This is a genomic window from Mycolicibacterium madagascariense (genome assembly GCF_010729665.1).
GTDB classification, from domain to species: Bacteria; Actinomycetota; Actinomycetes; order Mycobacteriales; family Mycobacteriaceae; genus Mycobacterium; species Mycobacterium madagascariense.
The window spans coordinates 722,343-744,613 of record NZ_AP022610.1 but is presented as its reverse complement, the minus strand read 5'-3'; the positions used below and the strand labels follow the sequence as shown (position 1 = coordinate 744,613).

Annotated in this window: 16 protein-coding genes and 1 tRNA gene; 8 read left to right on the top strand and 9 right to left on the bottom strand. The window is 70.3% G+C overall.

The window, feature by feature from the left end:
• The first annotated feature begins 18 nt into the window (after nucleotides 1-18).
• Together G6N60_RS03375 and G6N60_RS03370 are read left to right on the top strand one after the other, a co-directional pair.
• Nucleotides 19-948 carry an LLM class F420-dependent oxidoreductase gene (locus tag G6N60_RS03375; RefSeq protein WP_163732545.1) on the top strand — a complete coding sequence of 310 codons (930 nt, stop codon included), beginning with the start codon at nucleotides 19-21 and terminating at the stop codon, nucleotides 946-948.
• Between the two features lie 39 nt (nucleotides 949-987).
• Complete coding sequence (locus G6N60_RS03370) at nucleotides 988-1,422, top strand: hypothetical protein (protein ID WP_163732542.1); 435 nt, start codon at nucleotides 988-990, stop codon at nucleotides 1,420-1,422.
• A 1-nt stretch (nucleotide 1,423) separates the two neighbouring features.
• Here the strand turns inward: G6N60_RS03370 and G6N60_RS03365 are convergent, their stop codons facing one another.
• The 4 genes from G6N60_RS03365 to G6N60_RS03350 all read right to left on the bottom strand — a co-directional run bounded on the left by G6N60_RS03365 (nucleotide 1,424) and on the right by G6N60_RS03350 (nucleotide 6,684).
• Nucleotides 1,424-2,911 (bottom strand): dynamin family protein, encoded by a 1,488-nt coding sequence (locus G6N60_RS03365; RefSeq protein ID WP_163732539.1) that lies wholly within the window; start codon nucleotides 2,909-2,911, stop codon nucleotides 1,424-1,426.
• A 39-nt stretch (nucleotides 2,912-2,950) separates the two neighbouring features.
• Entirely contained in the window at nucleotides 2,951-4,792 is a 1,842-nt protein-coding gene (locus tag G6N60_RS03360; protein ID WP_163732536.1) for a dynamin family protein, read from the bottom strand.
• A 74-nt stretch (nucleotides 4,793-4,866) separates the two neighbouring features.
• A complete protein-coding gene (locus tag G6N60_RS03355) occupies nucleotides 4,867-5,907 on the bottom strand; it encodes an IniB N-terminal domain-containing protein (RefSeq protein WP_163732534.1) in 1,041 nt (346 codons plus the stop codon).
• Between the two features lie 228 nt (nucleotides 5,908-6,135).
• The gene (locus G6N60_RS03350) at nucleotides 6,136-6,684 is read right to left on the bottom strand and encodes an Rv0340 family IniB-related protein (protein WP_163732531.1); all 549 of its coding nucleotides are present in this window, start codon (nucleotides 6,682-6,684) and stop codon (nucleotides 6,136-6,138) included.
• 217 nt (nucleotides 6,685-6,901) lie between these two features.
• Here G6N60_RS03350 and G6N60_RS28455 point away from each other — a divergent pair, with 217 nt between their 5' ends.
• From G6N60_RS28455 to G6N60_RS03325, 5 genes are all read left to right on the top strand, one after another.
• A complete protein-coding gene (locus G6N60_RS28455; RefSeq protein ID WP_163732528.1) occupies nucleotides 6,902-8,764 on the top strand; it encodes an Hsp70 family protein in 1,863 nt (620 codons plus the stop codon).
• Entirely contained in the window at nucleotides 8,761-11,250 is a 2,490-nt protein-coding gene (gene iniR / locus G6N60_RS03340) for an isoniazid response ATPase/transcriptional regulator IniR (protein ID WP_407665220.1), read from the top strand. The genes G6N60_RS28455 and iniR overlap by 4 nt, the downstream gene beginning before the upstream one ends.
• 280 nt (nucleotides 11,251-11,530) lie before the next feature.
• Nucleotides 11,531-14,692 carry a heterodisulfide reductase-related iron-sulfur binding cluster gene (locus G6N60_RS03335; RefSeq protein WP_163732525.1) on the top strand — a complete coding sequence of 1,054 codons (3,162 nt, stop codon included), beginning with the start codon at nucleotides 11,531-11,533 and terminating at the stop codon, nucleotides 14,690-14,692.
• Between the two features lie 38 nt (nucleotides 14,693-14,730).
• The gene (locus G6N60_RS03330; protein ID WP_372510943.1) at nucleotides 14,731-16,002 is read left to right on the top strand and encodes a pyridoxal phosphate-dependent aminotransferase; all 1,272 of its coding nucleotides are present in this window, start codon (nucleotides 14,731-14,733) and stop codon (nucleotides 16,000-16,002) included.
• A 32-nt stretch (nucleotides 16,003-16,034) separates the two neighbouring features.
• Nucleotides 16,035-17,279: a YibE/F family protein gene (locus G6N60_RS03325; protein WP_246240276.1), complete on the top strand. Its 1,245-nt coding sequence runs from the start codon at nucleotides 16,035-16,037 to the stop codon at nucleotides 17,277-17,279.
• Here the strand turns inward: G6N60_RS03325 and G6N60_RS03320 are convergent.
• The 5 genes from G6N60_RS03320 to dcd all read right to left on the bottom strand — a co-directional run bounded on the left by G6N60_RS03320 (nucleotide 17,259) and on the right by dcd (nucleotide 21,966).
• Nucleotides 17,259-17,996, bottom strand: a complete 738-nt coding sequence (locus G6N60_RS03320; protein WP_163732516.1) for a maleylpyruvate isomerase family mycothiol-dependent enzyme — start codon at nucleotides 17,994-17,996, stop codon at nucleotides 17,259-17,261. The two genes, G6N60_RS03325 and G6N60_RS03320, sit on opposite strands and share 21 nt — an antisense overlap.
• 2 nt (nucleotides 17,997-17,998) lie before the next feature.
• Complete coding sequence (locus G6N60_RS03315) at nucleotides 17,999-19,336, bottom strand: cytochrome P450 (protein WP_163732513.1); 1,338 nt, start codon at nucleotides 19,334-19,336, stop codon at nucleotides 17,999-18,001.
• A complete protein-coding gene (locus G6N60_RS03310) occupies nucleotides 19,333-19,659 on the bottom strand; it encodes a DUF1330 domain-containing protein (protein WP_163732510.1) in 327 nt (108 codons plus the stop codon). The genes G6N60_RS03315 and G6N60_RS03310 overlap by 4 nt, the downstream gene beginning before the upstream one ends.
• 25 nt (nucleotides 19,660-19,684) lie before the next feature.
• Nucleotides 19,685-21,238 carry a DUF7159 family protein gene (locus G6N60_RS03305; RefSeq protein ID WP_163732507.1) on the bottom strand — a complete coding sequence of 518 codons (1,554 nt, stop codon included), beginning with the start codon at nucleotides 21,236-21,238 and terminating at the stop codon, nucleotides 19,685-19,687.
• 158 nt (nucleotides 21,239-21,396) lie between these two features.
• The gene (dcd, locus tag G6N60_RS03300) at nucleotides 21,397-21,966 is read right to left on the bottom strand and encodes a dCTP deaminase (RefSeq protein ID WP_163732505.1); all 570 of its coding nucleotides are present in this window, start codon (nucleotides 21,964-21,966) and stop codon (nucleotides 21,397-21,399) included.
• A 46-nt stretch (nucleotides 21,967-22,012) separates the two neighbouring features.
• Between dcd and G6N60_RS03295 the strand changes: the two genes are divergently transcribed.
• Nucleotides 22,013-22,083: transfer RNA gene (locus G6N60_RS03295), tRNA-Gly, on the top strand.
• The last annotated feature ends 188 nt before the right edge of the window (nucleotides 22,084-22,271 follow it).

The following is a 22,271-nucleotide window of genomic DNA, read 5'->3' as shown; positions in this document are numbered from 1 at the left end:
AGGTAATAAGCTGAGCCGATGGACTTCCGTGTGTTCGTCGAACCTCAGCAGGGCGCTACCTACGCCGACCAACTCGCCGTCGCGAAGACCGCCGAGGCGGCGGGGTACTCCGCCTTCTTCCGGTCCGATCACTACCTGGCGATGGCCGGCGACGGCCTGCCGGGTCCGACCGACTCCTGGGTGACACTCGGCGGCATCGCGCGCGAGACGTCGACGATCCGGCTCGGCACCATGGTCACCTCGGCGACGTTCCGGCACCCCGGCGTGCTGGCCATCTCGGTGGCCCAGGTCGACGAGATGAGCGGCGGCAGAATCGATCTCGGCATCGGGGCCGGTTGGTTCGAGGCCGAGCACGACGCGTACGCGATCCCCTTCCCGGCCCTGGGCGAGCGGTTCGAGCGGCTGGCCGAGCAATTGGACATCATCACCGGCATGTGGCAGACCCCGACGGGTCAGACGTTCGACTACGCGGGCACGCACTACACGGTCAAGGACTCCCCGGCCCTGCCCAAGCCCGTGCAGACGCCGCCGCCGATCATCATCGGCGGCGGCGGCCCCAAGCGCACCCCCGCGCTGACCGCGAAGTTCGCCTCGGAATTCAACATCCCCTTCGTCGACCTCGACACGTTGGTGGCGCAGTACGCCCGCGTCGCCGACGCCGTCGAGAAGGCGGGCCGGACGCCGGACTCCCTGACCTATTCCGCGGCGTTCGTGGTGTGCGCCGGATCCGACGACGCCGAGGTCAACAGGAGGGCAGCCGCCATCGGCCGCGAAGTCGACGAGTTGCGCTCCAACTCGCCCGCGGTGGGCACGCCTTCGGAGATCGTCGACAAGCTCGGGCCGTTCATCGAGGCCGGGGTGCAGCGCGTGTACCTGCAGGTGCTGGACATGTCCGATCTCGAGCACGTGGAGTTCTTTGCGAGCAAAGTAGCCGGCCAACTCCGCTAACCCGTTGGCCGGACCGGCCCGCCGCTACTATCGAACGTCGTGGCGGGTGACGACGACTCGGGGACCGGCGAACCCGCATGGCACGAACGCACCTCGACCGTCGTCGGCGCCAGCGCGGGCGCACTCGCGGTCATCGCGCTGCTGTGGTTCGCCATCTCCTACGTGACGAGCGGGTCGGACGCGCCGCCGCCACCGACGCCGCAGTACTCCGTGCAGTCCAGTGACTCGGGCACCACGACCACGACGACCGCCACGAGCACCGAGACGATCACCAGCACCAGCCCGCCGATGACCTCCGACATCAACCCCGGCGACACCAGCGCCACGACGACGTCGGGGACCTCACCGAGCACGGACACGACGACGTCGTTCAACCCGTCCAACCTGCCGCACACCAAGTCGCCGACGACCTACGACGACGGCCGTACCCGGCCGCGGTACAACGAGACTCGCACCCTGTACCCGCATCCGTAGCTCAGCGGCCCTGCGCGGCGAAGTCGGCCACCATCGCCTCGGCACTGCGCACGGCCGCCCGGCACGCCCTGGTGGTGAACGGATCGTTGAGCGGATGGTCCGCGCGGCGTCGCCAGCGCTGGGCGGCCGAGAACGCCGCGCGCGGGCCGTCGTACGGCGCGTCGGGCTGCAAGCCGAGCCGGCTGGCCGCATCGGTGCCCGACCCCCCGATGATGCGCCTCAGCGACGCCATCTCGTCCTCGGTCAACGTCGTTGGGCGCGAACGCAATTGACTCAGCAGCCGGAGTTCTTCGAACGCGTGGGTGTCGGCGAGCAGCGGGTCGATGTCGGCGACGATGAAGGGCGTCGCGTAGATGGGGTTGGCCTCCACGACCCGTCGCAGCGACAGCAGCGCGGTGTGGGCCTTCAGCAGATCGGACCGCTGCGCGAACTGCTGATCGATGACGTCGCGCAGGGCGACCAGCCCACTGCGCTCGAGGAGTTCGTCGGCCAGACCCACCGAGTCCCCGACGCCGGCCCGCAGCACCGCGATCGAGATGCGGATGCCGAACATGCCGAACCGTTCCAGCAGAGCCGATCTGGTGGCGGCGTCCACGGGCAGCGCCGCATCCTCCCGCACGAAGCGGTCGACGCTCAGCATGGCCTTGGCGAGGTCGGCCGCGTCGACGGCAGCGAGTTTCTCCAGCGCGACGAACTCGCTCTGCCGCAGCGTGCGCGCCGTCAGCGCGAGCAGTCCGGACACCGGCACCACCGCCTGGCAGATGCCCGTCCTGTCCATCTCGGCGGTGAACCGCGCCGCCACGTCCTTGGCGGACAACATCGCATCGATGCGGCCCGCCCCGATCTCGTCGGCGCGCGACGCGACCCCGATGACGCCGAGCGCACCCGACGCCCCGCCGACCAGCGTGCCGATCTGCTCGAGCAGGGCGATGTCGGCGGCGTTGAGCGTGCGCAGCAGGAACACCACCGCGTCGACGCGGGGCACCCCGTCCTCGGGCACCAGCAGGCGCAGCGTGCGCTCGGAGACGTCGCGGTTCAGCGACGAGGTGCCGGGGGTGTCGATGATCGTGGCGTCGGCGAGTTCGGCTGCGGGCCATTCGACGTCGAGATCGAGCACGTCCTGCGGGTCGAGGCTGGCGAAGTCGAAGGTGAGTCCGCCGTGCGCGCGGGTGATGGGGACGTTGGTCCTTCGCCCGCCGCGGTGGTTGGCCGTCACCCGCGGGGTGGCGCCGTTGCGGAACCACGTCACGATGCGGGTGGCCTCGGTGGCGTCGGTCGGCGCGATGTCCTCCCCGACCAGCGCGTTGACCAGCGTGGACTTGCCCGCCTTGAGCGTGCCCGCCAGCGCGATGCGGATGGGCTGGTTGAGTTGTCGGCCGATCCGGTCGAGCTCGTGCAGGACGTCCTGACGCTGGGCGTAGACCGGGTCGCTGCGGTAGGCGGCGACGGTGCCGCCGAGGATTGCCCGCACCCGGTCGCTCGTGCTCATGTCGGTAGGCCAGCTTAAGGCGTCCGCCTGCGAACGGCCCTACGCGGTGACGGTTTCCGATCGCGCTGACATCTTGACGGCGTGCTCGGTGACCTGCCGCAGGATGTCGAGGCGACGTTGCAGCTCGCGCACCCTGGCGTCGCGCTCGTCCATCTCCATCTTGGCGGCGTTGAGCGACGCCTGCAGGGATTCGTTGAGCGAGCGGGTCGTCTGATTCGCGATGTCGCGGTAGTGGTCGCGCAGTTGGCGCTGTACGCCCTTGAGCCGGTCGCGAGACTCCTTGCCGACGACGAAGGACACGTCGTCGACGAATCGCCGCACGTTGGTCTTGGCCTCGTTGCGCACCCGCAGCATGCGGTTCTCCATGTCCTCCCGATAGGCCTTGCGGCCGAGGACCAGACCCGCGCCGAGCGACAGCGGGTTGAACATGCCGAGGCCCGCGAACGAGGTGAGCATGCCGAACATCAGCACGCCGCCGTAGGAGCCGCGCATCCCGGTGACGACCTTGTGCCCCTTGCCAATCGGGTTGGCCTCGAGCCGACCGAGGGACTTCATGTCACCGAAGCCCGCACCCATCTCGCGGGCATTCAGCTGCGGCATCTCGACGGCGTCGAGCCCGGCCTCGGCGAAGGTGCGGCCCACCTCCTGCGCCAGGGCCTCGGCGCGGCGGTAGGCCCACACGAAGTTGTCCCCGACGGCCGTGGCGACCGCATTCTCCAGCTCGGTGCCGATTTCGGCCCAGTGCTGCGTCGGATCGCAGCCATCGATGCGGCGCTCGGTGTGCTGGGTGATCGCACGGAACCGGGCGCGCATGTCGTGGTCGACGTCGGCGGTCAGGTCGGCGATGCCGTCGTTGAGCACCTGCTGCCACAGCGCCGTGTGCTGCAACGCATCCTGGGCCTCCTGCTTGCGCCGCTCGAGCTCGGCGTTGAGGGCGTCCCGGGCCTCGGGGTCATTGATGGACGCCAGTTCGGTCTCGATGGTGAGCGTGAGATGCTCTGCGGCCGAACGCACTTCGGCGAGCACCTCATCCTGGATCCGGTCGTTCTCGCGGCCCAGCACCCGGTCCCCGAGGAAGGCGACGATGGCCGGAAAGTTGGACTCTGCGTTGAGCTCCTGGTCGTTCATCTGGATGGCGTGGCTGCGCAGGACCGACGAGACCGGGACGACCGGCACGTCGATGCCGGCGCGACGCAGGTGCGCCTCGTCCGCGGCCACGATCTCGCGCCAGTGCGGGTACAGATCGGTCTTCGTGACGAGAACCGTTGCCAGCGGGCAGATTTCGATGGCCTGGCGCAGGAACGTCAGCTCCGGCTCGGTGAATTCCTGGCTCGCGTCGGTGACCATGAGCATCGCGTCGGCGTCCGGCAGCAGGCCGAGGGTCGCGGACAGGTGCGGCTGGCCGTGCCCGCCGACGCCGGGGGTGTCGACGAATGCCAGCCCGTTGCGCAGCAGCGGACTGGGCGCGGTGACCTCGACGCGCAGCACCTCGCGACCGCCGGCCTGCGGCGCGCGGCGCAGATCGTTGCGGACCTCGGCGATCGGGATCTCGACCGCCTCCGGCTCGGCACCGTCGCCGCGGGCCACGATGAGCCGCGCCGACGGCTGCTCGCCGTAGGACACCACCGTCGCCAACGTCGTGGTCTCGTCGTCCCCCACGCGCGCGACCGGCACGTTGAGCAGGGAATTGAGCAGCTGGCTCTTGCCCTGCTTGAGCTGGCCCGCGATGACCACCCGGATCTGCGGGTCACCGATGCGCTGCTTCGCCCTCGACAGCCGCTCGACCAGATCGCCGCGGTCGTAGTCCCCGGCGATCCTGACGGTGTGGTCGATCAGCTCGACGATGACCGTGACCGGCCGTGGGTCGTTCGGGGGCGTCATGTGATTTCTCCTCACCTCACGGTAGACGCGCGGACCGGCGGGGCGCCGGAAGGAGCCCCGCCAGTCGCGGTGCGTCAGAAACCGATGTGCGTGTCAGGCTGGACGTGGGTGTCGACCGACTGGTGCAGCGAGTTCTCCTGCGAGAACGACGTGTCGCTGTGCACCGAGCTGTCGGTGTGGGTGGAGTTGTCCTGCTCGAACGTGTTGTCCTCGTGCACCGTCGAGGCGGTGTGGGTGGAGGAGTCGACGGTCGAGGTGTTGCCACTGCCCAGGTCGTGACCGACCGTGGTCTGGTTGCCACCGACGGCCGTCGTGGACGTGTTCGAGTGGTTGCCGTTGTCGGTCACGATGATCGAGCCACCCTGACCGCCGCTGCCCGCGTGGGCGTCGTTGCCACCGGTGCCGATGCCGAGGAGGCTGCTGCCGCCGCTCGCGCTCGCGCCGCCGCCGTGCCCGCCGGACATGTCGTTGTCCTTGATGACGGTGCCTTGGTTGCCATCGATGATGTCGCCGCCGGAGTGCTGCGAGCTGTCGCTCACGTGGGTCTGGTTGCCCTCGCCCACGGTGATCGGCGAGTGGCTACCCGCGGAGATGACCCCGGTGTTGGCGTTGTTGTCGTGGCCGACGACGTTTCCGTCACCGTTGACGCTGGTGGTGTCGATGTGGCCGGCGCTGCCGGTGTTCACGACGCCGCCGTTGGTGGCGGTGTTGCTCGTCTTGTCGCCGAACGTGATGTCGCCGAAGCCGAGGTTGAACGCGCCGTTCTGGGCGTTGGCCCCGGCCGACTGGTTCGGGCTCATGACGTCGTTGTTGCTGGCGACCTCGGTGGCGTTGTTGCTGGCGAAGTCGGTCTGCGGGGAGAAGGCCGTCTGCGGCGAGAACGCGGCCGGGATGCTGTGGTAGTTCGCGACTGCCGTCTGCAATCCGTACACCGGGTCGCCGTCGCCGAGGAACACGCCGGCGGGGGCGGCGCTGGCGGCGACGGCCTGCAGCTGAGCTGCGCTCACGTTCGGCAGGCCGGCGTCGCGCAGGGCCCCGTCGGGGTCCCTGACGAACGTGGCCGCCACGCCCGGGTCGCGGAACAGGTCGAGGATGTAGTCGATGAGGTTCGTCATGGGACTGCCTTTCGTCGGTGGGTGCTTGGTGTGCTGGCAACTACGTTATGAGCGTCGGGACACCCCGGAAACGGGGCCCACACCCCTTCCCCGTGGGGATCGTTGAGGGATGCCCTAGGGGCGTCCGTTAGGGGGTTAGGGGATCCCCCGGGGGCGCCGAGCTGCCCTCACGACGACGACAGTGCGGCCACTCGGGCCGCGCTGTCGTGGGGTGATTCGGGCGTGGGGTCACGCGAAGATGTCGAAACCGGGGTCCTGCGGATGGTCGTCGACGACGCCGTGGTGCACGTCGTCCACCGGGCCGGCATCGGTGACGTGCCCATCGTCGATCACGGGCACGTCGTAGGCCAGCGCGTGGTCCGACGGACTCACCGCACTGACCTCGCGCAGGTCGTCGAAGGCATCGAAACCATGGTCGACGACGGTCGGCGCGGCGTCCGCGGGCGGCTGGATCACGGTCGCGACCGTGGGCACGTGAGCTGCGACGACGTCGGCGCCGCGCAGGGGCAGATGGTCGTCGAACGCGTCGAAGGCCGCCGTCGCCGCGCCGCTCGCCCAGACGTTGTGCGCGTCGTCGAGCGCGCTGCCCGCCGCCGCGGACGGCACGACCGTCGACATCGATTCCGCCACCACCGGGATGAGGTGGTTGACGTCCGCACTCGTCACGTCGGTCAGGTGGGCGTCGGCGATGGCCTGCGCGGGATTGGCCGCATACTGGGCAGCGGCGTCGGGATCGCGCACCAGCGACATCACGAAGTCCAACAGCGAGTTCGCCACGAGCCGCCCCCTTCCCGGCGTTGCGCCGACTGTCTGCACCGAATGCTATCGGCGTATCGCGTCGCTGGGATCGGTGGTGAAGCCACCCGTGCCAACAGGGCGTTAGGGGATCGGCCATTAGGGGCTCGACACCACTAGGGGGATGACACCCCGTTTCGCGTACAGCAGCCGTTAAGGTGAGGGCTGTTTCTCCGACCCGGCAGGGGATGAGCCGTTCATGACCGAACCACTGGCCACGACTGAACCACTCGGGATGTCCGTCGGCACCACCAACCTGGTGGCCACCCGCGGCGGGGCTGCGCCCGTCACCCGGCGCTCGGTGCTGACGGTCTACCCCGACCGCGCGCCCGAGGTCGGGACCTTCCCCGGACCGAACCAGCCCGGCCTGGTCTTGGCGGGGTTCGTCGAACGCGTCGGCGACCCGGTGCCCCTGGTCGCCGCGGACGGGTCGTCGCACCGCGGCGAGACCGTCCTCGTCGAGGCCCTCGACGTGATGGCCCGCATCGTGGGTGGGGGCGCCCCCGTCACGATCGCGGTGCCGTCCCACTGGGGTCCGGGAGTCGTCGGCGCACTGCGAAATGCCCTGCGCGCCAAGCCAATTCTGAGCCCAGGCGGGATTCCCGCCACGCTGGTGCCCGACTCCGTCGCCGCGCTCGCCGGGCTGCGGTCGTCGCCGGGCCTGCCCGACGCCGGCGTCGTCGTGCTCTGCGACGTCGGCGGCGGGGGCACGAGCATCACCCTGGCCGATGCCGCCGCCGGCCTGGCCGTCATCGGCAGCACGACGCGCTATCCGGACTTCTCCGGCGACCTGGTCGACCAGGCCCTGCTGAACCACGTCGTCGCGGGCATCGCGGACGCCAACCCGGCCGATACCGCGAGCACGGCCGCGGTCGGCTCGCTGACCCGGCTGCGGGCCGAGTGCCGCGACGCGAAGGAACGCCTGTCGTCGGACACCTCCACCGTCCTCTCGGCCCAATTGCCGGGCTACTCCTCCGACGTGCGGATCACCCGGCAGGAACTCGAACGGCTCATCGAGCAACCGCTGGCCGGTCTGCTGTCGGCGGTGTCGGAAGCCGTGCAGCGCTACGGCATTGCGCCGGCGAGCGTGTCCGCGGTGGCCACCGTCGGCGGCGGCGCCGCGATCCCCCTGGTGACGCAGCGACTCTCCGAACGGTTCCGGGTGCCCGTCGTGACGGCACCGGTGCCCGCGCTGACGATCGCCGCGGGTGCCGCCGTCGTCGCGCTCGGCGGCTACGACGACGCCCGCACCGGCTTGGCTCCGACGGGTCTGGCCCCCGTCGCCGATGCGCCGACGGGCTTGGCGCCCACCATGGGATGGGTGGCCGGTGCGCCTCCCGTCGAGGCCCCGCCCACCGAGGCGGCCGGCGCCCTGGCGTGGTCCCAGGACGACGACGCTCCGTCGGGCGAACCGCTCCCCTACGCCGGCGGGGAGTACCAGTCCGAGTACTCCGGCGCGCGGCCCGAGATGGCCTTCGCCCACGACGAGGAGGACGAGTTCCCCGACGAGGCGGCGGTGCTGCCCTGGTACAAACGCCCGCCCATCCTGTTCGGCGCCGCCGCCGCGGCCGCACTCCTGGCGATCGGCGGCCTCGCCGTGACGCTGACGGGCAACTCCACCAACAGCGGCACGGTGACCGAGGTCGTCACGATCTCCTCGACCGGAGCCAACGGCCTGGTGACCACCAGCCTGTCCACCAAGACCGAGACGCCGTCCTCCGCCAGCAATGGGCCGCAGAGTTCGTCGTCGGCGTCCCAGTCCCCGACGTCGGGTTCGAGCACCACCGAGTCGACGAGCGACACGACGTCCAGCACGACGTCGTCGACCACCACGACGACCACCACGACCACCACCACGACGACCACCACCACCACGACACCGCCCACGACGACGACGCCACCCACGACGACGACGCCACCCACCACCACACGGCCGACCACCACGACCGCTCCTCCCGTCACCACGACGAGACCGCCCGTCACCACGACGGAGGCACCGGTGACCCGGCCGCCCAGCTCGCAGGCGTCCGCGCCCACGTCGGTGGTGCCGCCGAATTCGTGATCACCCCCGACGCAGCGACGGCGTGGTCGACGGCACCGGCCGAGCCCGCCAAGATGCTGGTGTCAGGTGGTGTCGGCACGGGAAAGACCGCGCTGCTCGTCGAGGTCAGGACGGCGCTGCGCGCAGCGGGACGCACCGTGCTCGCGCGCCCGCCGCGGAGTGAGGATCCCCCCGATGCGGCGGTCGTCGTCGACGACGCCCACCTACTGCCCGCGCCGGACGTCGATCGGTTGACGGAGCTGGTCGCGGACCCGGCCAGAACCGTCGTGATCGCCGCCGAACCGCGACTGCACGATCCCTCGCTCACCTCGTTGCGGGCGGCCCTGGCCCGAGAAGCGCCGCCCATCACGCTCGGCCCGCTCACCGCCGCCGACGTGCACCGGCGCGCGCTGGACGCCCTCGGCGCCGCGCCACCCGCCGAGACGCTCCACGCGGTGCTGGTGGCCACCGCCGGCCTGCCGTTCCTGGTCGACGCCGCCGTGTCGGGCCTGGCGTCCGGGCCCGACGGGATCGAGGCGGCCACGCGCGTCGCCCTCGTCGAGCGCCTGCGACGGGTCGAGGAGCCCGTGCTCGACACGCTGCTGGTGACCTCGCTGAGCCAGGATCTCGGCCCCGACGACGTCGCCGCGGCGCTCGACGTCGACCACGGCGAGGCGCAGCGGTTGGTCGACGTCGCCAGGGCCAGCGGCTTGATCGCCCCCGGACACAGTGCGACGTTCGCGGCCGCGCTGCACCGCGGCGTCGCGCAGCTCGCCGGGGCCGCGCGCCACCATCGCCTCGAAACGGCGCTGCTGCACACGCAATGGGACAGGTCGACGCTGTCGATGGACCTCGCCCTGCAGCTGGCCGAGCACGGCCTGCGCGACGCGCGACTCGCCGACGCGCTCGCCGACCTGGCGGCCCGCCACCGCACCCGTCCCGCGCTGGCCGCCCGTCTCTACCGGGCCGCCGGGGAGATGGGCGCCGACGGGGCCGGCTCCTCCCTCGCCGACGCCCTCGCGCTGACCGGCGACTGCGCGACGGCCGGACGGCTCGCCGACCAGCTGCTGGGCTCGGAGCTGGCCGCCGAACGAGCGGCCGCGGTGCGCATCGCGGCGAGCGTGGCCATGCACGACGGGAGTGCCGTGCAGGCGGCCGAGCTGTTCCGCTGGCTGGGGGCCTACCCCGATGCCGTCGTGGGAGCCGCCGCCGTCGTCGCGGCGCTCGGGGTCGGGGACGCCCCGACGGCACGGGCCGCGCTGGCCGTCGACGCCTCCGGTCCTCCGACGTCGAGCGCGCGTGCCGCCCGCGGTCTCGCCGACGGGTTGCTGATGACCGTCGACGGCACCTACCCCGCCGCCGTCGCCCGGCTCGCGCAGTCGACGTCGGCACAGGCGGCGGCCATCGTCACGCCGGACAGCGCCCCGGCGCTCGTTGCGCTGGTGGCCCTGCACGGTGGCGACTCCGTGCGCGCCCGCAGCGTCCTGGGCCGGGCGGTCCACGACACCGGCCCGGACCTGGGTTTCACCGCTGCACGGCACGCGCTGCTGCACGGCTGGGTGCGCATGCTCGACGGCCAGTTGACCGCGGCGGCCGCCGACGTCGCCGCGGCATCCGGTGCGCCGCTGCACCGCCGCGACGCCCTGTGGGCGGCCGCCCTGCAGACGGCGATCGCCCGACGGGCCGGCGACAGCGGCGCGGTCCACAAGCACTGGCACGCCGCGATGGAGGTGCTCACCGAGTACTCGGTCGACCTCTACGCCCTGCTTCCGCTCGGCGAGCTGTGGGTGGCCGCCGCGCGGCTGGGCCAGGTCGACCTCGTCCGGCCCGCCCTCGACGAGGCCTTCAATCTGCTTGCCGCACTGGGTGATCCGTCGCTGTGGGCGATCCCGCTGCACTGGGCGGGGGTCCACGCGGGCATCCTGTCGAGCGCACCGAGCGCGGTGGCGCCGCACGGCCAGGCGCTGACGGCGGCCGCCGCGCACAGTCCGTTCGCCAGGGCGCTCGCCAACGCGGGCCGCACGTGGCTGCGGGTGCTCGCCAACCACGTCGACGCCGACGAGGTGGCCGCGGCCGCGCGTGCGCTCGTCCAGTTCGGGCTGACCTGGGACGCCACCCGGCTGGCCAGTCAGGCGGCACTGCAGACCCCCGACGGCCGGACCTCGGGCGCCATGCTGCAGCTGGCCCGCGACCTCAAGTTCGCCAGCGCCGACCCCGTCGACGTCAGCGCGACCCCGTCGGCCACGTCGGCCACCTCGTTCCCGGCACCGGCCGCCACCGCGCAGGCGCGTCCGTCGGCGTCGACCGCGCGCCTGTCCGACCGCGAGCGCGAGGTTGCCGAATTACTGCTGCAGGGTCTGCCCTACCGCGACATCGGCAGCCAGCTGTTCATTTCAGCGAAGACCGTGGAGCACCACGTGGCACGCATTCGACGCCGGCTCGGCGCGGAGTCGCGATCGGAGCTGATCTCGATGCTGCGGGCGATTCTCGAGACTCCCCCGGGGTGACAACCGACACAGGAGTCGCGCGTTCGGGCGCGCAACATACCCCCTCCCTGCCGCCTGCGCGACCGCTGCTCAGGTGCCACGAGCAGCGACACTGCGCGGCCAACGGCTGAGAGTGCCGGCGCGGTCGGCGCGGCCACCCTGGGCGACCAACCGGTGAGTTAGGTGAACCTTCGTAGCGGCGCCAAACCGCCGGGTGCCACTATGAGCTGGCATGTAGCGTAAGTTACCGCTCAGTAACAAGACTCCTTACTGATGGGTAACTTGAACCCGGGAGGCACGCGTGGACACGCAGACTCTGATCAGGCTGACCCTTGGCCTCTTGCTCACCGCAGTCGTCATGGCCTTCGCTGCCAAACGCGTGCTGTTTCTGGTCAAACTGATCAGCTCGGGTCAGAAGACGATCGACGAGGGCGCTCGCAAGGACGATCTCAAGAGGCGCATCACCACGCAGTTCACCGAGGTGTTCGGGCAAACCCGGCTGCTGAAGTGGTCGCTGCCCGGCATCGCCCACTTCTTCACCATGTGGGGCTTCTTCATCCTCATCACCGTCTACCTCGAGGCCTTCGGGGTGCTGTTCGACCCGAAGTTCGCCATCCCGCTCGTCGGGCGCTGGGGGGCGCTCGGCTTCCTGCAGGACTTCTTCGCCCTCGCCGTGCTGCTCGGCATCATCACCTTCTCGATCATCCGGTTGCGTTCGGAGCCCAAGGAATACGGCCGCGACTCCCGCTTCTACGGTTCGCACACCGGTGGCGCGTGGCTCATCCTCTTCATGATCTTCCTGGTCATCTTCAGCTACGCGTTCTTCCGCGGTGCGGCGGTGGCCAACGGCAACCTGCCCTACGGCTGGGGGGCGTTCTTCTCCCACGGCATGGGCTCCTGGATGCAGGTCTTCGGGCACACCGCCAACGAGTGGATCGAGACCGTCGCCCTGTTGGCGCACATCGCGATTGCGTTGATCTTCCTGCTGATCGTGTTGCACTCCAAGCACCTGCACATCGGCCTCGCACCGGTCAACGTCACGTTCAAGCGGCTGCCGAATGCCCTTGGCCCGCTGCTTCCCATGGAGTACAAGGGCGAATACATCGACTTCGAGGATCCCGCCGAGGACGCCGTGCTCGGACGCGGCAAGATCGAGGACTTCACCTGGAAGGGCTACCTCGACCTCACCACGTGTACCGAGTGTGGCCGCTGCCAGTCGCAGTGCCCGGCGTGGAACACCGGAAAGCCGTTGTCTCCCAAGCTCGTAATCATGAACCTGCGCGATCACCTCTTCGCCAAGGCGCCCTACATCCTCGGTAGCGCGGAGACGCCGCTGGAGAACACCGCCGAGGGCGGCCTCGGTGAAGAGGTCCGCGGTGAAGGGCACTCGGAGGCCCACGCCGTGCCCGAGTCCGGCTTCGAACGCGTGCTCGGTTCGGGCCCCGAGCAGGCCACCCGCCCGCTCGTCGGCACCCTGGAGCAGGGCGGCGTCATCGACCCCGACGTGCTGTGGTCCTGCACGAACTGCGGCGCCTGCGTCGAGCAGTGCCCCGTCGACATCGAGCACATCGACCACATCGTCGACATGCGCCGCTACCAGGTGATGGTGGAGTCGGAGTTCCCCGCCGAGCTCAACGGTCTCTTCAAGAACCTCGAGCGCAACGGCAACCCCTGGGGACAGAGCGCCAAGGAGCGCACCAAGTGGATCGACGAAGTCGACTTCGACGTTCCGGTCTACGGCGAGGACGTCGACTCGTTCGACGGTTATGAGTACCTGTTCTGGGTGGGATGCGCTGGCGCGCTTGAAGATCGGGCCAAGAAGACGACCAAGGCCGTCGCCGAGCTGCTCGCGACCGCCGGGGTCAAGTTCCTCGTCCTCGGCTCCGGTGAGACCTGCACCGGCGACTCGGCCCGACGCGCCGGCAACGAGTTCCTGTTCCAGCAGCTGGCCGCGCAGAACGTCGAGACCATCAACGGGGTCTTCGAGGGCGTCGAGACCGTCGACCGCAAGATCATCGCGACGTGCCCGCACTGCTTCAACACCATCGGCCGCGAATATCCGCAACTCGGTAGCAACTACACCGTCGTGCACCACACGCAGTTGCTCAACCGCCTGGTCCGCGAGAAGAAGCTGGTCCCGGTCAGCCCCGTCAGCCAGGACGTGACCTACCACGACCCGTGCTTCCTGGGCAGGCACAACAAGGAGTACGAGGCGCCTCGCGAGTTGATCGGCGCCTCGGGCGCGACGCTCACCGAGATGCCGAGGCACGCCGACCGCGGCCTGTGCTGTGGCGCCGGTGGCGCGCGGATGTGGATGGAAGAGCACATCGGCAAGCGCGTCAACCACGAGCGCGCCGAGGAGGCGCTGAACACCGACGCCTCCAAGATCGCGACGGGCTGCCCGTTCTGCCGGGTGATGATGACCGACGGCGTCGGTGACCGTGCCGAGGAGATGGGCAAGGAGGCCGAGGTCCTCGACGTCGCGCAGCTCCTGCTCGCAGCGCTGGACAAGGACTCGGTGACGTTACCCGCCAAGGGCGCCGCCGCCGAGGCCGCCGCGGCGAAGCTGGCGACTGCCCCCGCCGAGGCCGAGCCCGTGAAGGCGGAGGAAGCCGCCCAGCCCGCCGCCACGGTGGACACCGCGCCCGCCGAGGCGCCCGCCGCCGCAGCAGCGCCGGCGAAGGGCGGACTCACCGTCGCCCGCAAGCCGGGTGGCAAGAAGTCGGCCCCCGCGGCGTCGAACGGCACCGCCGAGGCTGCCCCCGCCGCCACTGCGGCCCCCGCCGAGGCACCGGCCGCGGCGGAGCCGCCGGTGAAGGGGCTCGGCATCGCCAAGCGACCCGGCAGTAAGAAGGCTGCCGCACCGACCGCCGAGACGGCACCCGTCGAGGCATCATCCACCGAGGCACCGGCCGCATCCGCAGCCCCCGCCGAGGCACCGGCCAAGGCCGAGCCGCCGGTCAAGGGACTCGGCATCGCCAAGCGACCCGGCAGCAAGAAGGCCGCCGCGCCCGCCGCCGACACGGCACCGCCGCACGAGGGCGACGCCAGCGTCGTGCAGCCCGCCAACGTCGCGCCCGACGACGTGCCCGCCGGACCCGATCCCGCGGACTCGGCCGACTCGGACCTCGGCCTTCAGACCCCGCCCGCGACGGAGTCGGCACCGGAGCCGCCCGTGAAGGGGCTCGCCATCGCCAAGCGACCCGGCAGCAAGAAGGCCGCCGCGAAACCCGTTGATGCACAACCGGAGACGACCGGCGCGCCGTCGGCCGAGGCGTCCGCGCCGTCGGCTGAGGCTTCTGCGACGTCGGCTGAGCCGGTGGCCGAGGCACCCGCGCCGTCCACCAACGGTGGGTCCGCCAACGGTGAGTCGGCCAACGGGGCATCGACGCCGTCCGCACCGGAACCCCCGGTGAAGGGCCTCGGCATCGCTCCCGGGGTGCGCAGGCCCGGCAAGCGGTAACGGTCGGTGGCCAAAATGCCTTGCACGCCAATGGGAGCATGGACGTCGTGAGCACCCATCAGCTGCCCTGGCACACCGGCCATCAGCCCCGGCAACGCACGTTCGCGCAGTCCACCAAGCTGCAGGACGTCCTCTACGAGATCCGGGGTCCGGTACACGACCACGCCGCCAGGCTGGAGGCCGAGGGCCACCGCATCCTCAAGCTAAACATCGGCAACCCGGCGCCGTTCGGCTTCGAGGCGCCCGACGTCATCATGCGCGACATGATCCAGGCGCTTCCCTACGCGCAGGGCTACTCGGACTCCAAGGGCATCCCCAGCGCGCGCCGTGCGGTGTTCACCCGCTACGAACTCGTCGAGGGCTTCCCGCGGTTCGACATCGACGACGTCTACCTCGGCAACGGGGTGTCCGAGCTGATCACGATGACGCTGCAGGCGCTGCTCGACAACGGCGACCAGGTGCTCATCCCGGCGCCGGACTACCCGCTGTGGACGGCGTCGACCGCACTCGCCGGCGGCACGCCCGTGCACTACCTGTGCGACGAGACGCAGGGCTGGATGCCCGACATCGCCGACCTGGAATCCAAGATCACCGAGCGGACCAAGGCGCTCGTCGTCATCAACCCGAACAATCCGACCGGCGCGGTGTACAGCCGCGAGATCCTGCAGCAGATGGCCGACCTGGCCCGCAAGCACCAGCTGCTGCTCCTGGCCGACGAGATCTACGACAAGATCCTGTACGGCGACGCCAAGCACATCGCGATGGCGTCGGTCGCACCCGACCAGCTGTGCCTGACGTTCAATGGGCTCTCCAAGGCCTATCGGGTCGCGGGCTACCGGTCCGGATGGCTGGTGATCACCGGGCCCAAGGAACACGCGACCAGCTTCATCGAGGGCATCAGCCTGCTGTCGAACATGCGACTGTGCCCGAATGTGCCTGCGCAGCACGCCATTCAGGTCGCCCTGGGCGGCCATCAGAGCATCGACGACCTGGTGCTGCCCGGCGGCCGACTGCTCGAACAGCGCGACGTCGCGGTCGCCAAGCTCAACGAGATCCCCGGCGTCTCCTGCGTGAAACCGGATGGCGCGCTGTACGCGTTTCCGCGCCTGGATCCCGAGGTGCACGACATCCACGACGACGAGCAGCTGGTGCTCGACCTCCTGCTGCAGGAGAAGATCCTGGTCACCCAGGGCACCGGATTCAATTGGCCCGCACCGGATCACCTGCGCATCGTGACGCTGCCATGGGCGCGGGACCTGTCGAATGCGATCGACCGGCTGGGGAACTTCCTGGCCAGCTACCGGCAGTAGCGCCTCAGCCGGCACCAGTACGGTGGTGCCCTGTGGCGCATTCGCACTCGCACTCCCTGCCCTCCGGTCCGGCTCCCCTCGGTCCGGTCGCCGCCAAGGTCGTCGTCGGGCTCCTGGTCGCCATCGGGGTGGTCGTGGTGGTCGGCATGGTGGTGCTGTGGCCCAGCCGCGAGACGGTGGATATCCCGCTGCCCTTCCAGAACGCGCAGGGCGGCGCCGTGACGACCGAATCCGCCTCCGTGCTGTCGAGTTCGCGGGCGCCGTGTGGCAGCCCGTCGGCGGGCGGGGTGCTGACCTCGGCGCCCGTGCAGGCCCAACCCGGCAACGGTGAGTGCGTGCAGTCGCTGGTGCGGATCGACACCGGACCCAACACCGGCGCCGACACCCTGCTCGAGTTCAGCGGCGGCCCCGGGCAACCGAGCCTGGCCGTGGGGGACGCCGTCAGGGTCAGCAGGCAGGTCGATCAGAACGGCAGCACGTCGTATGCGTTCTTCGACTTCGAGCGGAGCTGGCCGCTGGGGCTGCTCGCCGCGACCTTCGCGGTCGTGATCGTCGCGGTGGCCCGCTGGCGCGGGCTGCGGGCGTTGATCGGGATCGGGGTGGCGTTCGCGGTGCTGATGCTGTTCCTGCTGCCCGCGCTGCGCGACGGCGCGCCGGCGGTCCCGGTCTCACTGGTGGCGTCGGGCGCGATCCTCTACGCCGTCATCTATCTGGCCCACGGGGTGAGCCTGCGCACCAGCGCGGCCCTGCTCGGCACGCTGAGCGCACTGCTGCTGGCAGCTCTATCATCTTGGGCCGCAATCGAACTCGCGCACCTCACCGGCCTGTCGGAGGACCAGAACAACGAGGTCGCCGCCTACCTCGGGAACGTGTCGATCACCGGACTGCTGCTGGCGGGCTTCATCATCGGCTCCCTCGGCGTGTTGAACGACGTGACCGTCACGCAGGCGTCGGCGGCGTTCGAGATCGCCGAGCACGGCGCCAGCCGACGGGCCATCTTCGTCGGCGCCATGCGCGTGGGTCGCGACCACATCGCCAGCACGGTCTACACGCTGGTGCTGGCCTACGCGGGCAGCGCGCTGCCGCTGCTGCTCCTGTTCAGCGTCGCGAACCGCTCCCTCGGGGACGTGCTGACCAGTGAGAGCGTGGCCATCGAGATCGCGCGGTCCGCGGTCGGCGGCATCGCGCTGGCGCTGTCGGTGCCGCTGACGACGTCCATCGCGTCGGTGTTGGCCACACCGCGGGCGCCCGCCGACTCAGAACGGCGTGCTGCGTAGCCAGTGCTCCCACACCTCGGCGTCGCCGAGGACCTCGACGTCGTTGCTGCGGCGGCTCAGCGCGAGCAGCAGGTCGACGGCTCGCCCCCGCACCGCCGCGTCGCCCTTGCCGTGGGCGTGCGACCACTGCAGACCCTCGTCGTCGTTGGTGATCGTCCACTCCCCCGTCGGGCCGAGTCCGTCGTCGTGGGCGTGCAGGTGCAGGGTCTGCCCGGACCGCAGCGGCGGGTCGGCGGGCTTAGCGCTGGTGAGGGCCAGGTCGATCCACTCCGAGACGCCGTCGGCGGCCAGTTCGGAGTCCATCTCGAGGTCGCCGCCGAGCGCAAGCACCGCGTCCGCGCGGTGCACGGTCGCCTCGTGGACGCGTCGGCGGACCCACCATCCCGCGGGCCGCGGACCGACGAACGTCCACACGCGCGTCTCGGCGCCGACGCGCTCGACCGCGTCGATGACCGCCTGGGCGCTCTGGTCGAGCCATTCGAGCGCGCCGTCGACGTCGGCGGGCGGTTTGCCGTCGCGCACCTCGCGCGGATCGATCGGCTCCAGCCGCCGGTCGGCGATGATCTGCGCCGACCAACGATGGCCCCGCCCAAGGTGTTTCATCAGCTGGGTGATGGTCCACCCCGGGCACGACGGCACCGGCGTGTTCGGGTCGGCGCGGCGGATGGCGTCACCGAAGGCCCGGGTCTCTCCGAGCAGCGTTGCACGAAAGTCCACGCCTAGGACGGTACCGCTGCGCGCGCCTCTCCGAGCCTGATCGGCAACGTCGACCAACCGCGCAGGACCCGGGTGTCGCGGCGCGTCCCCGGCCCGGCCAGTTGGACGTCGGGGTAGCGGTCGAAGAACGTGCGCAGCCCGACCTCGCCCTCGGCGCGCGCAAGAGCCGCACCCAGGCAGAAGTGCCTGCCGCCGGAGAACGACAGGTGCTTGCCCGCGTTCTCCCGCGTCACGTCGAACCGGTGCGGATCGGCGAACACCTCGGGATCGCGGTTGGCGCCCGCGAGGTAGAGGATGACGAGCTCGCCCGCCGCGATCTGCCGCCCCCCGACCTCGGTGTCGACCAGTGCGATCCGCGCGCTCAGCTGTACCGGCGACTCCAGCCGCAGGATCTCCTCGACCGCGCCCGGCCACAGCTCCGGCGACGACCGCAGCAGCGCCAACTGGTCGGGATGCTCGAGCAGGATCCGAATTCCGTTGCCCAACAGGTTGACCGTGGTCTCGAACCCGGCGGCGAGGACCAGGCCGGCGGTCGCGCGCAGCTCGTCGTCGTTCAGGCGGGCGCCGTCGTCACCGGCTCGGATGATCTGGCTCATCAGATCGTCGCCGGGGTGGTGCTGCAGCTGACCGAGGTGCTGCGCCAGCCAGGTGTTGAACCCGTCGAGTCCGCTCTCCACGCGCAGGTACTGCTCCCAGGACAGGCCGATGTCGAGGCTGGGGGCGGCGAGCTCGCCGAATTCGAGGATGCGGGGCCGGTCGTGATCGGGCACGCCGAGGATGTCGCCGATGACGGTGACCGGCAGCTGCGAGCAGTAGAGGTCGACGGCGTCGACGCTCGCCGACGGTGCGGCGGCGATCCCGTCGAGCAGGCCGGTCGCCGCCTGCTGCACCCTTTCCCGAAGTGCCGCAACGGCTCTGGTGGTGAACACCGATGACACGGTCTTGCGGTAGCGGGTGTGCTCGGGCGGCTCGACCGACAGCATCGACGGCGGCAGCAGGGGATGCAGCCTGCCCTTGACGGTCGTCTTCTGTTCGAGCCAGCCCAGCGGACCGGGCAGCGTCTTGCCGATCGCGGTGACCGAGAAGTCGTCGGAACGCAGGAGTTGGTGTGCCAGTGCATGATCGGCGGTCAGCCAGGCGGCGCGGCCGCGCACGATCCTGCCGCGCTCGCGCAACTCGTCGGCGAAGGCACCGGGGTCGGCGCGCACCGCAGGATCGGCGATCAGCCTGCCCTGCATCTCGCCGCGTCGCGCCCCGAACGAGGCTAGACCGCGGATCACCCCGTGTAGCGCGAACCAGTGCAGACGTTGCCTGAGCGAATGCCTGCTGACCGGCGTCATGCCTCGAGTTTAAGCACCGGCCGCAAGTCGTCCAACCGGTCGAACAGTTGCCAGACGTAGGCAGACGTCCCGTTTTCGCGATGTGCGTGCAGGTCGGCGAGGGTGGGGTCGTTGCAGTAGCCGTCGAACGCCGCCCGGTCCGGCCACTCCACCAGAATCAGGACCTGACGCCCGGCCACCTCGCCCTCGATGGTGTCGCTGTACTTGCCGAGCGCGACCACGCGCCCGCCGTACCTGGCTACCTCGGCGACGGACCGCTTCGAGTACGCCAGGTACTCGTCGCGGTTCGCGACGTCGAACAGGTTGAGCGCGTAGACGGACATGCCCACACGCTACGACCCGCGACCGTCAGCGATGTCCCGGCGCGCAGAAGATGAGGAAGCACCCACCGCCGCCGCCGCCGCGACCGCCACCCGGGTAGCCACCGCCACCTGGGTAGCCGCCGCCCGGATATCCGCCGCCGGGGTAGCCGCCGTAGCCGCCGTCGTCACGCCCCCGCGGGGACTGCCACGGGCTTTGCGGCTGAGGCTGCCAGGGCGGCTGGTACTGCGGGTATTGCTGCTGGGGGTACTGCTGGTACGGGTACTGCTGCGGATATTGCTGATACGCCGGTTGCTGCTGGAACGGGTTGAACACCGGCGGCACCGGGGGGACCGCGGCGGGAACGGGATCGGGCGGCGGCGCGGCCGGAGGATCGGGCACCGGAGCCGGGGCCGCCTGCGGCGCGGGGGCCTCGGGCTGACGCTCGACGTAGACAGTGCGCGGCGGGGTCTCGGGTTGCTGCTTCACGACCGGGATCGGGTTCTTGATGGTCTCGGCGGGCGGCGGGGCCGGCGCTGCCGCGGGGACCGGAGCGGGCGGCGGTGCCGCCTGGGGCACGACCGGAGCGGACGCCGCGGGGCTCGGGATGATCGCGGCCTGACCGGGGTCGGGACGCTGGTCGGCCGTCGGGCGGATGCTGACGGCCAGCGAGATCACCAGGGCGATGACGCCGATGACGAACACCGACGTCAGCGCGCTGCCGACGAGCAGGAACGGCTTGCGCCCTTCCTCCGCGGGGACGTCCGCATAGTCGTCGGCGTAGGCGAGGTCGGCCTCGTCGGACAGGGGCGTCACGCCGCCGACGCCGCGCAGCTGGGTCTCGGCGCCCGCGAAGGCGAGGTACTCGTTGCCCGCGGTGCCGTCGGGGTCCTGCGAGTAGGCGAGGCCGACGGTCGACGCGTCGAAGATCGGGGCGTTCGCGGCCGCGATCGCCGCGCCGCGGGCCAGGGCCAGCCCCGACTCCTCGGGGGCGCTCACCGGCAGCGAGACGAGGTCCTGCAGATGGGACTTGACCGACGCGACGTCGACACCCGAGCCGACGACGAACATCCCCTGCGGCGGGGAGTCCTGGGCGTCGATCGCCGAGGCCATCTCGGTGAGGACCGCCATCGCGTCGGTGCTGTGCAAACTGCGGCTGAGCACCTTGACGATCGAGCCGTCATCGGTGCGGACGACCGACAGCGTTGCGGTGTCGCGATCGAGGAACAGCAACCCCGTGCTCTCGTAGCCGACCGCACGTCCGGCGGTCTGGGCCAGCGCACCCGCGGCATGCAGTTCCGACACCATCATCGCGTCGTCGATGCCGGCGCCGGCCAGCGCGTCGCGCAGCCGGGAGGCCTCGGCATGGTCGCTCCACGTGACGCCGATCGCCTTCAGTCGGTGGCCGCCCTCGCGGGCGCTCTCGAGCGTTCCCAGGACGGCGGAGACCACCTGATCGGCCGCAGTAGGCGTTGCTGCTTCTTCGGACGGCGACACGTCGAAGGTGTCGTGGTCGATGATGGCGCCGTCCGCCTGGACACCTTCGACCAGCACCAGTCGCACCGTCTTCGGCGTCAGGGACACACCCAGAACGATGTCCACGAACTCCTCCAAAGTATTAGCTGATCTACGCATCTTCGATTCTAAGGAACTGAACGCAGGAGCGCAGCCCCCTATTTCTTCGCCTCGACCTGCGCAATCGTTACAGCCGAAGCCAGCGGGTCGCCGCGTTCTCTAAGAGGCTACCCGCGCCGGCGAAATCAATGCTTGATGAAATTTTGATAGGAGCGTGACGGGGTGGGGCCGCGCTGTCCCTGGTACTTCGAGCCGACCCGGGCGCTGCCGTAGGGGTCCTGGGCGGGGCTCGTCAGCCGCAACAGGCACAGCTGCCCGATCTTCATGCCCGGCCACAGCGTGATCGGCAGGTTTGCGACGTTCGAGAGCTCCAGGGTGATGTGCCCGCTGAAGCCGGGGTCGATGAACCCCGCCGTGGAGTGGGTCAGCAGCCCGAGCCTGCCCAGTGACGACTTGCCCTCCAGTCGGCCGGCGAGGTCGTCGGGCAACGTGCACCGCTCCAGCGTCGAGCCGAGCACGAACTCCCCGGGATGCAGCACGAAGGGTTCGCCCTCCTTGGGCTCGACCAGCGTCGTCAGATCGTCCTGGCGAACGGCCGGATCGATGTGGGTGTACCGGGTGTTGTTGAACACCCTGAACAGGTTGTCCAACCGGACGTCGACGCTCGACGGTTGGATGAGCGCGTCGTCGAACGGGTCGATGCCCAGCCGACCGGCGGAGAACTCAGCCCGGATGTCGCGATCGGAGAGCAGCACCGGTTGAGCGTATCGGGCTTGGTATCCTTCCTGGGCACCACCACTCGCCGATGTAGTTCAATGGCAGAACATCAGCTTCCCAAGCTGAATACGCGGGTTCGATTCCCGTCATCGGCTCTCTGTCTCCCGCGTCTCCCCCCGCGAGATTGACACCACTCAAACCCCCACTCGATCTTTCGTCGACTGACGGCAATCTCGCGAGGTGCCCCTCGGGCTGACGCCTAACTCGGACTAACGACCGCGTTAGTCCGAGTTATGAAGCCCCGCCCCCCGCGAGATTGACACCACTCAAACCCTCACTCGAT